Here is a 13,144-nt window from a genome sequence, read left to right as displayed (position 1 = left end):
ACACAATGCCGGTTGACGGCGCGGCAGCTTCCGGACAACGCTTAGCGCGATCATTTTCGGGCCGGAGGTCACATGAAGGAAGAAGCGCTTGTCGTCATCGACGTGCAGAACGATTTTTGCCCGGGCGGCAGCCTGGCGGTGGCAGGCGGCGACGAGATCGTGCCGCTGATCAACGAGATGATCGGCCGGTTCGAGCATGTCGTGCTGACGCAGGACTGGCACCCCGCCGGCCATTCGAGCTTCGCTTCGCAGCATCCCGGCAATCAGCCCTTCGAGACAACGAAAATGCCCTATGGTGACCAGACGCTGTGGCCGGACCACTGCATGCAGGGCACGGTCGGCGCGGCGTTCCACGGGGCGCTGGAATGGACCAGGGCCGAGATCGTCATCCGCAAGGGGTTCCGCAAGACGATCGACAGCTATTCGGCGTTTTTCGAGAACGACCATAAGACACCCACCGGCCTCGGCGGCTATCTGAAGGAACGCGGCATCGGAAGCATTACGCTGGTCGGCTTGGCGACCGACTTCTGCGTGGCCTATTCGGCGCTGGATGCGGTGAAACTGGGGTTCGACACGACCGTGCGGCTGGATGCTTGCCGCGCCATCGATCTCGGCGGCACGCTGGAGCTCATGACGGGGAAGATGCGGGATGCCGGGGTGAAGCTGATTTGAGCGCTGGCGCGCTTTGCCCACATCAGCGGCAGCAATAGCGTTGCGCTCGATCCTTACGACCGGTCTTGCGCAAATCCCGGCTCCGGCGACGTGGACATTCCATCCCTCGCGACAGGCATCAGAAGAATCCCAAAACAGTTGGATGTAAGCAATGCCCTCAAGGGGGAGCGTGACGCCTGTCATTTCACATTCTTCTTGCAAACGATTTGCAATTGCATTGACACCTGCGCAACGGTGCTTTATCTCGAGACATAAGGGCCGGGGCTTCCGCGCGCCCAAACTCCACCCGACAGGATTTTTCATGACAGGCATTCGAGCGTTTCTTGTTTCACTATCTCTCACGGTTCTTGCGGCTATCTCCGCCAGCAGCGCCCAGGCCGCCGACAAGATGAATGTCGTCACCACCTTCACCGTCATTGCCGATATGGCCCGCAACGTTGCCGGAGATGCCGCGACCGTCGAATCCATCACCAAGCCCGATGCCGAGATTCACAACTACCAGCCGACCCCCGGCGACATGATCAAGGCGCAGAAGGCCGACCTGATCCTGTGGAACGGCCTCAATCTCGAAATGTGGTTCGAAAAGTTCTTTGCCAATCTGAGCGAGGTGCCGAGCGTCGTGGTTTCGGAAGGCGTCGAGCCGATGGGCATTGCCGAAGGCCCCTACACCGGCAAGCCGAACCCGCATGCTTGGATGTCGCCCGAGGCAGCGCTGATCTATGTCGAGAACATCCGCAAGGCCTTTGCCGCGCAGGACCCGGACAATGCCGAGGCCTATGCGAAAAACGCTGCCGCCTATTCGGAAAAGATCAAGGCGACCGTCGAGCCGATCCGCGCCGAGATCGCCAGCATTCCGGAAGACCGCCGCTGGCTCGTCACCAGCGAGGGCGCGTTTTCCTACCTCGCCCGCGACTTCGGCCTGAAGGAGCTTTATCTCTGGCCGATCAATGCCGACCAGCAGGGCACGCCGCAGCAGGTTCGCAAGGTCATCGACGCCGTGCGCGCCAACAACATTCCGGCGGTGTTTTCCGAAAGCACCATCTCGGCCTCGCCCGCCGAGCAGGTCGCCCGCGAGACCGGCGCCAAATATGGCGGCGTGCTCTATGTCGACTCGCTGAGCAACGAAGACGGCCCGGTGCCGACCTATCTCGACCTTCTGCGCGTCACCACCGAGACGATCACGAAAGCACTCGTGAAATGAATGCTTTAGCCAGGGCGAACCCAGCCAACGGGACAGAAGACAGCAGCGGGCTTCGCGTCGACAACATCACCGTCACCTACCGCAACGGCCAAACCGCCCTGCGCAATGCGAGCTTCGCCATCCCGACCGGCACCATTACGGCGCTGGTCGGGGTCAATGGCAGCGGCAAGTCGACGCTTTTCAAGTCGATCATGGGCTTCGTGCCGCTGGCCGCCGGCACGGTCGAGATTTTTGGCCAGCCTGCCGCCTACGCCCTGAAGCGCAATGCCGTTGCCTATGTGCCGCAGAGCGAGGATGTCGACTGGAACTTTCCGGTTCTGGTCGAGGATGTCGTGATGATGGGCCGCTACGGCCACATGAACTTTCTGCGCATGACACGGCCGGTCGACCGGCAGGCCGTCGACGAGGCGCTGGAGCGGGTCGGCATGAGCGACTACCGCAAGCGCCAGATCGGCGAGCTTTCCGGCGGCCAGAAGAAGCGTGTCTTCCTTGCCCGCGCACTGGCGCAGGAAGGAAAAATCATCCTGCTCGATGAGCCGTTCACCGGTGTCGACGTGCGCACCGAAGAGGCGATCATCACGCTGTTGCAGGCGCTGCGCGATGAGGGCCGCGTGATGCTGGTTTCCACCCACAATCTCGGCAGCGTGCCACGCTTCTGCGACCGCGCCGTGCTGATCAACCGCACCGTGCTTGCCGCCGGACCGACTGCGGAGGTGTTCACGCAGGCCAATCTCGAAAAGACGTTCGGCGGCGTGCTGCGTCAGTTCATCCTCGGCGGCGCCGATCTCCATGACGATGCCGACAAGCGCCGCGTCACGGTGCTGACCGATGACGAGCGCCCCTTCGTCATCTATGGCGACGGCGAAGACCCGCGCGATGCTGCCGTTCCCGAAGAAACAGGTGCGGAGAAATGATCGCAACGCTCCTCGAACCCTTCGGCTATGGCTACATGGTCAATGCCATGTGGGTGTCGGCACTGGTTGGCGGCGTCTGCGCCTTTCTCTCGGCCTATCTCATGCTGAAAGGCTGGTCGCTGATCGGGGACGCGCTCTCGCACTCCATCGTGCCGGGCGTGGCCGGTGCTTATATGCTCGGCCTGCCCTTCGCGCTTGGCGCGTTTCTCTCCGGCGGGCTTGCGGCTGCAGCCATGCTGTTCCTCAACCAGCGTACCAAGCTGAAGGAGGACGCGATCATCGGCCTGATCTTCACCTCCTTCTTCGGCCTTGGCCTGTTCATGATCTCGCTGTCGCCGGCATCGGTGAACATCCAGACCATCGTGCTCGGCAACATCCTCGCCATCACGCCAAGCGATACGTTGCAGCTCGTCATCATCGGTGGCGTGTCGCTCGCGATCCTGCTGGCGAAATGGAAGGACCTGATGGTCGCCTTTTTCGACGAGAACCATGCCCGCTCCATCGGTCTCAACCCGGACTGGCTGAAGGTGCTGTTCTTCACGCTGCTTTCGGCCTCTACGGTTGCTGCCTTGCAGACGGTCGGCGCATTCCTCGTCATCGCCATGGTGGTGACGCCCGGTGCGACGGCCTATCTGCTCACCGACCGGTTTCCACGGCTGATCGCCACCAGCGTTGCCATAGGTGCTGCCACGAGCTTCGTCGGCGCCTATGCCAGCTATTTTCTCGACGGCGCGACCGGCGGCATCATCGTCGTGCTGCAGACGCTGATCTTCCTCACCGCCTTCGTCTTTGCCCCCAAACACGGCATGCTGGCGGCGCGGCGCAAGGCGCGCGAAGCGCTGGAGGCGGGGGTATGACCGAAACCCTTCTCATGCCCTTCGCATTCCCCTTCATGCAGCAGGCCTTCGTTATCGCCGTGCTCGTTGCCATCCCCATGGCCATGCTGTCGGCGTTTCTGGTGCTGAAGGGCTGGTCGCTGATGGGCGATGCCATCAGCCATGCGGTGCTGCCCGGCGTCGTACTGGCCTATATCGCTGGCATCCCGCTCGCCATCGGCGCTTTCGCCGCCGGCATGGTCTGCGCGCTCGCCACCGGCTTCCTGAAGGAGAACAGCCGGGTCAAGGAAGACACGGTCATGGGCATCGTCTTTTCCGGCATGTTCGGCCTCGGCATCGTGCTCTACACCAAGATCCAGACCGACGTTCACCTCGACCACATATTGTTCGGCGACATACTCGGCGTCACCTGGGGCGATGTCGTGCAAACCGGCATCATCGCGGTGATTACTGTAGGCACCATCGGCATATTCGGACGCGACCTGCTGCTGCACGCTTTCGACCCGCAGCATGCGCAGGCGATCGGCCTGCCGGTGAGATTACTGCATTACGGGCTGCTGGCGATCCTGTCGCTGACCATCGTCGGGGCGCTGAAGGCTGTCGGCATCATCCTAGCCATCGCCATGCTGATCGCGCCAGGCGCCATCGCTTTCCTGCTGACCGACAGGTTTTCGCGGATGATGCTCGTCTCCGTCATTATCGCGGTGACGGCGTCCTTCCTCGGCGTCTATCTCAGCTTCTTCATCGACAGCGCACCGGCCCCGACCATCGTGCTCCTGATGAGCATCGCCTTCGTTGCGGCCTTCATCTATTCGCGCTGGAAAACTGCCCGCGCCGAACGCAGGCAGGTGGATGCGGGAGCGGGATGAACTATCCGCCGCACAATCCAGTTTTGCTGACACAACAACGGCGGGGCAAAACCCCGCCGTTGCCATGCGCGTCTTGGGATCAGGCCGCTTTCGCAGCCAGGCGGTCGCGCGCGAAGGAGCGTCCATCGGCATCGAAGATATGCAGGTCGCCGGGATCGGCGGTCAGCCGCAAGACGCCGCCGCGCTGGATCTCGGCATTGCCGGGCAGCTTTGCCACCAATGGTTCGGTGACGCGGCCGACCTGGATATAGGCCATCTGCACCTCACCGAGCTGTTCGATGTAATCGACGACGCCCTCGAAGAGAAAATCCTTGCCTGTCGCGATGTTGAGGTCTTCCGGGCGCACGCCGAAACTGACCTTGGTGCCTGCGGCGTCTGCCGGCGTTGCCACGGGAACGGACACGTTGTGTCCGCCGACGTGGCTGACGATCGTCGGCTGGCCCGTCTTCTCGATCGTTGCCGGCAAGATGTTCATAGCCGGCGAGCCGATGAACTGGGCGACGAACAGGTTGCCGGGATGCCGGTAAAGCTCCATCGGCGAGCCGACCTGCTCGATGCGGCCGTCCTTCAGTACAACGATGCGATTGGCCAGCGTCATCGCCTCGACCTGATCGTGGGTGACGTAGATCATCGTCGTTTCCGGCATGCTCTCCTTGAGCTTTGCAATCTCGATGCGGGTCGCGACCCGGAGGGCTGCGTCGAGGTTGGACAGCGGCTCATCGAACAGGAACACCTTCGGATTGCGCACGATGGCGCGGCCGATGGCGACGCGCTGGCGTTGTCCGCCGGAAAGCGCCTTGGGCAGGCGTTCGAGATATTTGGTGAGCTGCAGGATTTCGGCTGCCTGCCGCACGCGCCGGTCGATCTCGGTCTTGTTTTCGCGGCCGATCCTCATGCTGAAAGCCATGTTGTCGTAGACGGTCATATGCGGATAGAGCGCATAGGACTGGAACACCATGGCGATGCCGCGCTTTGATGGCGGCACGTCGTTGACCTTCTCGCCGGCGATCTCAAGCGTGCCGCCGGTGATTTCCTCCAGCCCGGCGATGGTGCGCAGAAGCGTCGACTTTCCGCAGCCCGACGGTCCGACGAAGACGATGAACTCGCCGGACTTTATGTCGAGATCGATGCCGTGCAGGATGTTGAGGTTGCCATATGCTTTCTTGACGCTGGTCAATGTGAGATCGGCCATAATATCCTCCCGATTTCCTTTGTTCCCCGATCAGGCGAGACGCCCGAACCAGGCTTCATAAGCTCCAAGCCGGATCGCGCCGGCGCCGGCATTTCCCGAAAATCCATGACCCGACAGCGGCTGCGCCGTGCCGTTCCCACCAAGATCGATCACCGCAGGCGCCGAGCCGAGATTGAAGGCGCAGACGATCTCCTCGTTGCCCTCGCGGCGGGTAAAGGCAACCGCATCGCCATCTGCCGCAAGGAAGGAAATGTCGCCCTTGGTCAAAGCAGGATGCGTGCGGCGGAAGTCGAGGAAGCGCCGGTAGTGCTCAAGCAGGGATGCTTCGTCGCCCTGCTGGTTGCTAACCGACAGCGGCAGATGGTCCTTCGACACCGGCAGCCATGGCTTCGCGGTCGAGAACCCGCCATTGGCAGCACTTCCGTCCCACACCATCGGCGTGCGGCAACCGTCGCGGCCCTTGAATTCAGGCCAGAAGCGGATGCCGTAGGGGTCCTGCAGATCCTCGAAAGCGAGATCGGCTTCGCCAAGGCCCAGCTCCTCGCCCTGATAGATGCAGACCGAGCCGCGCAGCGACATAAGCAGAGCCGAGAGCACTTTCAGATAGGCGGTGCGGTCGGCCTCGCCCCCGCCCCAGCGCGAGGCATGGCGCATCACGTCGTGGTTGGAGAAGGCCCAGCACGACCAGCCGTCGCTGGCGACGTCGCCGAATGTTTCCAGCACGGTCCGCACGCGGGCAGCGGTGATCTTTTCCGGTGCGAGGAAGTCAAAGGCGTAGCACATCTGCACGCGGTTATCGCCGGCGGTGTAGGCGGCAACGATGTCGAGGCCGCGCTGTGCATCGCCCACTTCGCCGACTGCGGCAGCCGCCGGATATTCGTCCAGCAGAGCTCGGAAACGCTCAAGGAAGCCGAGATTGTCGGACTGGCTCTTGTCGTAGAGATGGTCCTGGTAGTTGTAGGGATTGACTGCCGGCGCGATGGAATCGTTGCGCTGTTCCTTCGGCAGCGGCGGATTGTCTTCGAGACCGGCCGAGTGGAAATAGAAATTGATCGTATCGAGGCGGAAGCCATCGACGCCGCGCTCCAGCCAGAAGCGGGTGGCGTCGAGCACAGCGTCCTGAACCTCGACGTTATGGAAGTTGAGATCCGGCTGCTCGGCCAGGAAATTGTGCAGGTAATATTGCAGACGCCGCGCGTCCCACTGCCAGGCCGAGCCGCCGAAGATCGACAGCCAGTTGTTCGGTGGCGTGCCGTCGGGCTTGGCGTCGGCCCAGACGAACCAGTCGGCCTTCGGGTTGGTGCGCGAGGCGCGGCTTTCCCTGAACCATGGGTGCTCGTCGGCAGTGTGCGAGATGACCTGGTCGATCATCACCTTGAGGCCCAGCCGGTGCGCCTCGGCAATCATCGCGTCGAAATCGGCCAGCGTGCCGAACATCGGGTCGACGTCGCAATAGTCCGACACGTCATAGCCGAAATCCTTCATCGGCGACTTGAAGAAAGGCGAAATCCAGATCGCGTCGACGCCGAGCCCGGCGATATAGGGCAGGCGCTGGATGATGCCTTTCAGGTCGCCGATGCCGTCGCCGTTCGAGTCCTGGTAGCTGCGCGGATAGATCTGGTAGATCACCGCGCCACGCCACCAGTCGCGGTCGACCGCCGGTTCAGGATGTTCGATTATGCGTGCAGCATGCATGGGCGGTCAGCCTCCTTTGACGGAGCCCGCGAGCAGGCCGCGGACGAAATAACGTTGAAGCGAGAAGAACACGGCCAGCGGAACCAGAATGGTGACAAAGGCCGAGGTGGTAAGGATTTCCCAGTTGCCACCGCGCGAGCCGAGCAGGGCATTGAGTTTTCCCGTGAGCACGAGCTGGTCCGAGCCGGAGCCGAGGAACACCATCGCCACCAGAAGGTCGTTCCAGACCCAGAGGAACTGGAAGATGGCGAAGGAGGCGAGCACCGGGAAGGACAGCGGCAGCACGATCTTGATGAAGATCTCGAAATCGCTGGCGCCGTCGATGCGCGCCGATTCCATGATCTCGCGCGGCAGGCCGGCGATGTAGCTTCTGAGGAGGTAGATGGCGAAGGGCAGGCCGAAGCCGGTATGCGCCAGCCAGATGCCGAGATAGGTTTTTGCCGGCACGCCGAAGAACAGGCCGACGCCATTATAGAGCTTGAGCAGCGGGATCAGCGACATCTGCAACGGAACGACGAGCAGGCCGATGATGGTGGCGATCAGCAGCGCACGGCCGGGAAAGCGCATCCAGGCCAGCGCATAGGCCGCAAAGGCCGCGATCAGGATCGGGATGATGGTGGCCGGTATAGTCACCGTCAGCGAGTTGATGAAGGAGCGCCCGATGCCTTCCGAAAACAGCACCGTTTGATAGTTGTCGGTGGTGAAGCGCGGCGGCATCGAGGAGGCGAAATAGATGCGGCGGCCGCGATCGCCCTCGAAGGCGACCGGCGAGGATTGCACGTAGAAGCCGTCGTCATTGACCTGGAGCGTCACGCCATCGCCGAGGTCGGCAACGGCACCCGCGGCAAACTCGGTGGGGGCTTGCGACTTGATGCCGAACGCGCTGATCGTGCGGTTGTCGCCGGCCTTGAGCAGATTGCCCATAATCAGGAACTTGCCGTCCTTCTCGACCTGGTCGGCGGCAGTGCCCAGCCGTCCATCGTCGTTCTGGGAGGAGGTGACCAGCGCCGTCCACCAGCCGGTGACTGCGAGCTGGTTCTTGTCGCGCAGCGAGCTGACGAGGATGCCGAGCGTCGGGATCGTCCAGATCGCGACGAAGATCAGAACCGCAATGTGGACGCCGAAGCGGCCGAGGAAGGATTTTCCGGTGGAGCTGGCCATCTCAGTGTCCTCCGCCTTCGCGATTTGCCTGACGAATGTTCCAGATCATGATCGGAACGACGGCCAGCATGATGATGACGGCGATTGCCGCACCGCGGCCAAAATCACCGCCGCCGCGGAACATCCAGTCGAACATCAGATTGGCCAGCGTGTTGGAATTCCACTGGCCGTTGGTCATGGTCAGGACGATGTCGAAGACCTTCAGCACGAGGATGGTGATGGTCGTCCACACCACGGCGATGGTGCCCCATATCTGAGGGATCATGATCTTCCAGAAAATCTGGAAGCCGCTGGCGCCGTCGATGGTCGCCGCCTCGATGGTCTCGTCAGGAATGCCGCGCAGCGCCGATGACAGGATGACCATGGCAAAGCCTGTCTGGATCCAGATCAGGATGACCATCAGGAAGAAGTTGTTCCAGAACGGCGTCGATATCCAGACCTGCGGATTACCGCCGAAATACTGGACGATGGCATTGAGGATGCCGATCTGCGCCTGGCCCTCGCCGCGATACTCGTAGACGAATTTCCAGATGACGCTGGCGCCGACGAAGGAGATGGCGAGCGGTGCGAAGACCAGGCTCTTGGCGATGTTGCCCCACCAGATCTTGTCGGTCAGCACCGCGATGATGAGGCCGAGGAAGGTGCAGGCGGCTGGCACGACGGCAAGCCAGAGGATGTTGTTGAAGATAGCCTGCAGGAACTCCCGGTCGCCGAAGGCCCAGCTGTAATTCGCCATGCCGACGAAGTTCTGCCCGGTGCGGTCGTGAACGGAGAGGATCAGCGTCGCGACAACCGGATAGATCAGGTAGACGGCGAGAATGAGCATCGCCGGGCCAACGAACAGCCATGGCCGGATATAGCCCTGCCGGCGAAGGTTATCGATGGCAGCCGCGCCCGACACACCGCGCGAGGGAAAGATAACATCGAGGAGTCGGTTTGCGGTCCAGAAATAGACGACACAGCCGCCGACGCCGATGATGATGGTAAAAACCGCTGAGAGAATCTGTGCCGTCATGGGAGTGTTCCCCGATCAGACTTGCGATAATTTTCCTTGGGCAGGGCCGCCGGAAGGATCCGGGCCGCCGGCCCGAATCCTGTTTTCGGCCTGATTGGCCCTACTTGATCGCGTCCCAGCTCTTCTGGACGTCTGCTGCCACGTCGGCAGCCGGCTTGCCGCCGACCAGATCGATCATGCCGGTCCAGAAGGCGCCGGCGCCGATCTTGCCGGGCATCAGGTCCGAACCGTCGAAGCGGAAGGTCGAGGCGCCGGACAGGATTTCGCCCTGCTTCTTCAAAGCGTCGCTGGCATAGGCATCGTTATTGACCGATTTGAACGGCGTGACGAAGCTGCCCTGCGCCATCCACAATTCATGCGCCAGCGGCAGCTTCAGGAACTCGATGAAGGCACGCGAGGCCTTGGTGTCCTTGGTGATCATCGCCAGCGTGCCAGCGCCGAGAACCGGTGTGCCGAGTTCAGGCTTCGAGGCATAGGTAGGATAGTAGAAGAAGTCCGCGTCCTGGCCGAGTTTCGTGCCTTCCGGGAAGAAGGACGGGATGAACGACGCCTGATGATGCAGGTAGCATTTCGGCGGCACCGAGAAGAGACCCTTCGGGCTGTCGCGGAAATCGGTTGCGGACACTGCCGCCGCACCGCCACTGACCATCTTGTCGTCGGTGGCGATCTTGGCGAAGATATCGAGCGCGCCGACTACGGCCGGATCGTTGAACGGGATCTCGTTCTTGACCCATTTGTCATAGGTTTCCGGCGGCTGCGTGCGCAGCATGATGTCTTCGACCCAGTCGGTCGCCGGCCAGCCGGTGGCGCCGCCCGAACCGAGGCCGATGCACCATGGCGTGCCGCCATCGGCAATGATTTTTTCCGACAGAGCCTGCAGTTCTTCCTGGGTCTTCGGAACTTCGTAGCCGGCTTCCTCGAAATTGTCCGGCGAATACCAGACCAGCGACTTCACGTCGGCCTTGTAGGGAAAGGCGAAATAGCCGGCCTTGCCGTCCTTGTCCTTGAAGGTGCCGAGGTCGACCCATGACTGGCCGGCGCCGTAATTGTCCTTGACCCAGGCGGCCGTCTCGTCGCCGAGCGGCGTCAGCAGGCCCTTGGAGGCCAGGTCCTGGATCAGGCCCGGCTGCGGCAGGATGGCGATGTCGGGCGGGCTGCCAGCCTGCGTGTCGATGACGATCTGCTGTTCATAATTCTCGGACGAGGAGTATTTGAGATCGACGCCGGTGGCTTCGCTGAAATATTCGAGCACGCTGCGCACCAGCGCTTCGTCCTCACCGCGCCACGGTCCGAAAATGGAGAGCGTCTGGCCCTTGAGGTCGACTTTCTTCAACGTCTCGAAATCGGCCCAGTGGAAACGGGCGTCCTCGCCCGGCTTGAATTTCAATTCCGCCTGAGCGGGCGCACCGAGCGCCACTGCTGCCAGCGCCACGCCTATGAAAAGGCTCTTTCTCATCGACTTTCCTCCCAGTGGTCACAGGTCATCGGCGAAACCTCCATTTCGCCGTGCCGATGTCGCCCTGGTCGCGTCCGCCTTGCGGAACCGTCAACTTCCGACCATGTCGGTCGAAAGTCTTCCAAAGCGCTTTGGCTGCTTTTATCATCGCCGCCGAAGCGGGTCAGAGTCAAGCATCATGTTACATAAACCGATTTAAATTGCAAATTTGCTGCGTCGCATCATCGTTTTTTGCGCCGCAACAGCGAATTTCGCTTCTGAAACGAGCTTTCTGCACCTAAACTGATAATTCCGGATTTGGGTATGGGCAAAGGAAAATACCGATGTTTAAAAGCGCTTTGAGGATAAAGCGGCTGTGAACCTCAAGCAGCTCTCGCTTATGCTCGACCTGTCGCAGACCACGGTCAGCCGGGCGCTCAACGGCTATCCGGAGGTCAGCGAGGAGACGCGCCGGCGCGTGGCCGATGCCGCCAAGCGCCATGGCTATCGTCCCAACCCCAGCGCACGCCGACTGGCGACCGGCAAGGCGGGCATGATCGGCTACGTCATGCCGACTGGCGCCAGCGTCGACATCGATCCGCATTTCGTCGAATTCCTGTCGGGTCTCGGCGACTACGCCCGCGCGCATGATTTGGACCTGGTGCTAAGCCCGGCCGATGCCCGCGACGAGGAAACCACCTATCGCCGCATCGTCGCCAACAAGCAGGTCGATGCGGTCTATGTCTCGGCACCATGCCATGGCGACAAGCGGGTCGCGCTCATTCATCAGCTCGGCATGCCCTTCATCGTCCATGGGCGCAGCGAGGGGCTGGATTTCGACTATCCCTACCTCGACATCGACAATGAGGCAGCCTTTCACGAAGCGACGCGGCTTCTCGTGCAGCTCGGCCACAAGCGCGTCGCGCTCATCAATGGCGACGACACGCAGACCTTTGCGATCTTCCGCGAGCGGGGCGTGCGGCGGGCGCTGGCAGCGAGCGGCATTGCCTTGCCGCCGGTCTTGCTGCGATCGGTGGCGATGACGGAGGAGAACGGCTACCGCGCCGCCCGCAGCCTGCTTGAGCAGAGTGAGGCGCCGACCGGCATCGTCTGCTCCAGCCTGATCATGGCGCTGGGCGTGGTGCGCGCGGTGCGCGATCTCAAGCTCACCATTCCCGGCGACCTGTCGCTGATCGCCCATGACGACGTTTTTCCATGGCTGAAGCCGGAAAACTTTTCCGTGCCGCTGTCGACGACGCGTTCCTCGATCCGCGCGGCGGGCCAGCGTATTGCTGAGCGGCTGGCAGCACGGATTTCGGGTCTGGAAACCGGCGCACGCGGCGAAATATGGCCGGTCGATCTCGTCGTGCGCGGCTCGATCGCCGGCGCGCCCGTTTAAGCGACTTTCTTCTATCGACAATCGCGAGGCTTGGCTTTACGGGGCGAGGAAATTGTTCACGACCCTGAAAGGCCCGGCATGCGCACAAAAACCCTGATCGCCCCCTCGGTGCTGGCGTCCGACTTTTCGAAGCTCGGCGATGAGGTCGCAGCCGTCGCAGCGGCCGGCGCCGACTGGATTCATCTCGATGTCATGGACGGCCATTTCGTGCCGAACATCACCTTCGGCGCACCGGTCATCAAGGCCATTCGCGACCGCACCGACAAGGTGTTCGACTGCCACCTGATGATAACGCCGGCCGACCCCTATCTCGCCGCCTTTGCCGACGCCGGTTGTGACATCATTACGGTCCATGCCGAGGCAGGCCCGCATCTCGACCGCTCGCTGCAGGCGATCCGCAATCTCGGCAAGAAGGCCGGCGTTTCGCTCAACCCGTCGACGCCAGAAAGCGTCATCGAATATGTACTCGACCGGCTCGACCTCGTCCTGATCATGACGGTCAATCCCGGCTTCGGCGGCCAGGCCTTTATTCCGGCGATGGTCGAGAAAGTGAAGCGGGTCAAGGCAATGATCGGCGACCGTCCGATCGATATCGAGATCGACGGAGGCGTCAGCGCAGAGACCGCGCCGCTGGTCACGGCTGCCGGCGCGAATGTGCTGGTGGCGGGCGCTGCGATCTTCAAGGGCGGCTCGGAGGCCGCTTACCGCGCGAATATCGAGGCGATCAGGACGGCGGCTGACGGGGCTGTCTAATC

General features: G+C 62.0%; 12 protein-coding genes. 7 read left to right on the top strand and 5 right to left on the bottom strand.

The window, feature by feature from the left end; translation table 11 throughout:
• Positions 1–72 precede the first annotated feature (72 nt).
• The 5 genes from pncA to G6N74_RS17070 all read left to right on the top strand — a co-directional run bounded on the left by pncA (position 73) and on the right by G6N74_RS17070 (position 4,492).
• Positions 73–672 carry a bifunctional nicotinamidase/pyrazinamidase gene (gene pncA, locus G6N74_RS17090; protein ID WP_165119139.1) on the top strand — a complete coding sequence of 200 codons (600 nt, stop codon included), beginning with the start codon at positions 73–75 and terminating at the stop codon, positions 670–672.
• A gap of 388 nt (positions 673–1,060) precedes the next feature.
• Positions 1,061–1,873 carry a metal ABC transporter substrate-binding protein gene (locus G6N74_RS17085; RefSeq protein WP_246245796.1) on the top strand — a complete coding sequence of 271 codons (813 nt, stop codon included), beginning with the start codon at positions 1,061–1,063 and terminating at the stop codon, positions 1,871–1,873.
• Positions 1,870–2,787, top strand: a complete 918-nt coding sequence (locus G6N74_RS17080; RefSeq protein WP_165119137.1) for a manganese/iron ABC transporter ATP-binding protein — start codon at positions 1,870–1,872, stop codon at positions 2,785–2,787. Before G6N74_RS17085 ends, G6N74_RS17080 begins: the two co-directional genes overlap by 4 nt.
• The gene (locus tag G6N74_RS17075) at positions 2,784–3,644 is read left to right on the top strand and encodes a metal ABC transporter permease (protein WP_165119136.1); all 861 of its coding nucleotides are present in this window, start codon (positions 2,784–2,786) and stop codon (positions 3,642–3,644) included. The genes G6N74_RS17080 and G6N74_RS17075 overlap by 4 nt, the downstream gene beginning before the upstream one ends.
• Positions 3,641–4,492, top strand: a complete 852-nt coding sequence (locus G6N74_RS17070; protein ID WP_165119135.1) for a metal ABC transporter permease — start codon at positions 3,641–3,643, stop codon at positions 4,490–4,492. The genes G6N74_RS17075 and G6N74_RS17070 overlap by 4 nt, the downstream gene beginning before the upstream one ends.
• Positions 4,493–4,571: 79 nt before the next feature.
• On the opposite strand, the gene G6N74_RS17065 is transcribed toward G6N74_RS17070, so the two are convergent.
• The 5 genes from G6N74_RS17065 to G6N74_RS17045 all read right to left on the bottom strand — a co-directional run bounded on the left by G6N74_RS17065 (position 4,572) and on the right by G6N74_RS17045 (position 11,011).
• The gene (locus tag G6N74_RS17065; RefSeq protein WP_165119134.1) at positions 4,572–5,684 is read right to left on the bottom strand and encodes an ABC transporter ATP-binding protein; all 1,113 of its coding nucleotides are present in this window, start codon (positions 5,682–5,684) and stop codon (positions 4,572–4,574) included.
• A 30-nt stretch (positions 5,685–5,714) separates the two neighbouring features.
• Positions 5,715–7,379: a beta-galactosidase BglA gene (gene bglA / locus G6N74_RS17060; RefSeq protein WP_165119133.1), complete on the bottom strand. Its 1,665-nt coding sequence runs from the start codon at positions 7,377–7,379 to the stop codon at positions 5,715–5,717.
• 6 nt (positions 7,380–7,385) lie between these two features.
• Entirely contained in the window at positions 7,386–8,540 is a 1,155-nt protein-coding gene (locus G6N74_RS17055; RefSeq protein ID WP_165119132.1) for a carbohydrate ABC transporter permease, read from the bottom strand.
• A 1-nt stretch (position 8,541) separates the two neighbouring features.
• Positions 8,542–9,555 carry a carbohydrate ABC transporter permease gene (locus tag G6N74_RS17050; protein WP_165119131.1) on the bottom strand — a complete coding sequence of 338 codons (1,014 nt, stop codon included), beginning with the start codon at positions 9,553–9,555 and terminating at the stop codon, positions 8,542–8,544.
• Positions 9,556–9,655: 100 nt separating this feature from the next.
• Positions 9,656–11,011, bottom strand: coding sequence for an ABC transporter substrate-binding protein (locus G6N74_RS17045; RefSeq protein WP_165119130.1), 1,356 nt, complete (start codon positions 11,009–11,011; stop codon positions 9,656–9,658).
• Positions 11,012–11,366: 355 nt separating this feature from the next.
• Here G6N74_RS17045 and G6N74_RS17040 point away from each other — a divergent pair, with 355 nt between their 5' ends.
• Positions 11,367–12,389: a substrate-binding domain-containing protein gene (locus tag G6N74_RS17040; RefSeq protein ID WP_165119129.1), complete on the top strand. Its 1,023-nt coding sequence runs from the start codon at positions 11,367–11,369 to the stop codon at positions 12,387–12,389.
• A gap of 78 nt (positions 12,390–12,467) precedes the next feature.
• Complete coding sequence (gene rpe / locus G6N74_RS17035; protein ID WP_165119128.1) at positions 12,468–13,142, top strand: ribulose-phosphate 3-epimerase; 675 nt, start codon at positions 12,468–12,470, stop codon at positions 13,140–13,142.
• The last annotated feature ends 2 nt before the right edge of the window (positions 13,143–13,144 follow it).

The sequence above is a fragment of the Mesorhizobium zhangyense genome (genome assembly GCF_011045115.1).
GTDB lineage: Bacteria > Pseudomonadota > Alphaproteobacteria > Rhizobiales > Rhizobiaceae > Mesorhizobium_M > Mesorhizobium_M zhangyense.
Note: the sequence above shows the minus strand (reverse complement) of the source record. Positions and strands in the feature narration are given on the sequence as shown.

What these genes read in the sequence shown, in the direction of transcription:
- G6N74_RS17055 (WP_165119132.1), bottom strand. Translation starts at nt 8,540, where the DNA reads ATGGCCAGCTCCACCGGAAAATCCTTCCTCGGCCGCTTCGGCGTCCAC.
- G6N74_RS17080 (WP_165119137.1), top strand. Translation starts at nt 1,870, where the DNA reads ATGAATGCTTTAGCCAGGGCGAACCCAGCCAACGGGACAGAAGACAGC.
- G6N74_RS17070 (WP_165119135.1), top strand. Translation starts at nt 3,641, where the DNA reads ATGACCGAAACCCTTCTCATGCCCTTCGCATTCCCCTTCATGCAGCAG.
- G6N74_RS17050 (WP_165119131.1), bottom strand. Translation starts at nt 9,555, where the DNA reads ATGACGGCACAGATTCTCTCAGCGGTTTTTACCATCATCATCGGCGTC.
- rpe (WP_165119128.1), top strand. Translation starts at nt 12,468, where the DNA reads ATGCGCACAAAAACCCTGATCGCCCCCTCGGTGCTGGCGTCCGACTTT.
- G6N74_RS17085 (WP_246245796.1), top strand. Translation starts at nt 1,061, where the DNA reads ATGAATGTCGTCACCACCTTCACCGTCATTGCCGATATGGCCCGCAAC.
- bglA (WP_165119133.1), bottom strand. Translation starts at nt 7,379, where the DNA reads ATGCATGCTGCACGCATAATCGAACATCCTGAACCGGCGGTCGACCGC.
- pncA (WP_165119139.1), top strand. Translation starts at nt 73, where the DNA reads ATGAAGGAAGAAGCGCTTGTCGTCATCGACGTGCAGAACGATTTTTGC.
- G6N74_RS17075 (WP_165119136.1), top strand. Translation starts at nt 2,784, where the DNA reads ATGATCGCAACGCTCCTCGAACCCTTCGGCTATGGCTACATGGTCAAT.
- G6N74_RS17045 (WP_165119130.1), bottom strand. Translation starts at nt 11,011, where the DNA reads ATGAGAAAGAGCCTTTTCATAGGCGTGGCGCTGGCAGCAGTGGCGCTC.
- G6N74_RS17065 (WP_165119134.1), bottom strand. Translation starts at nt 5,684, where the DNA reads ATGGCCGATCTCACATTGACCAGCGTCAAGAAAGCATATGGCAACCTC.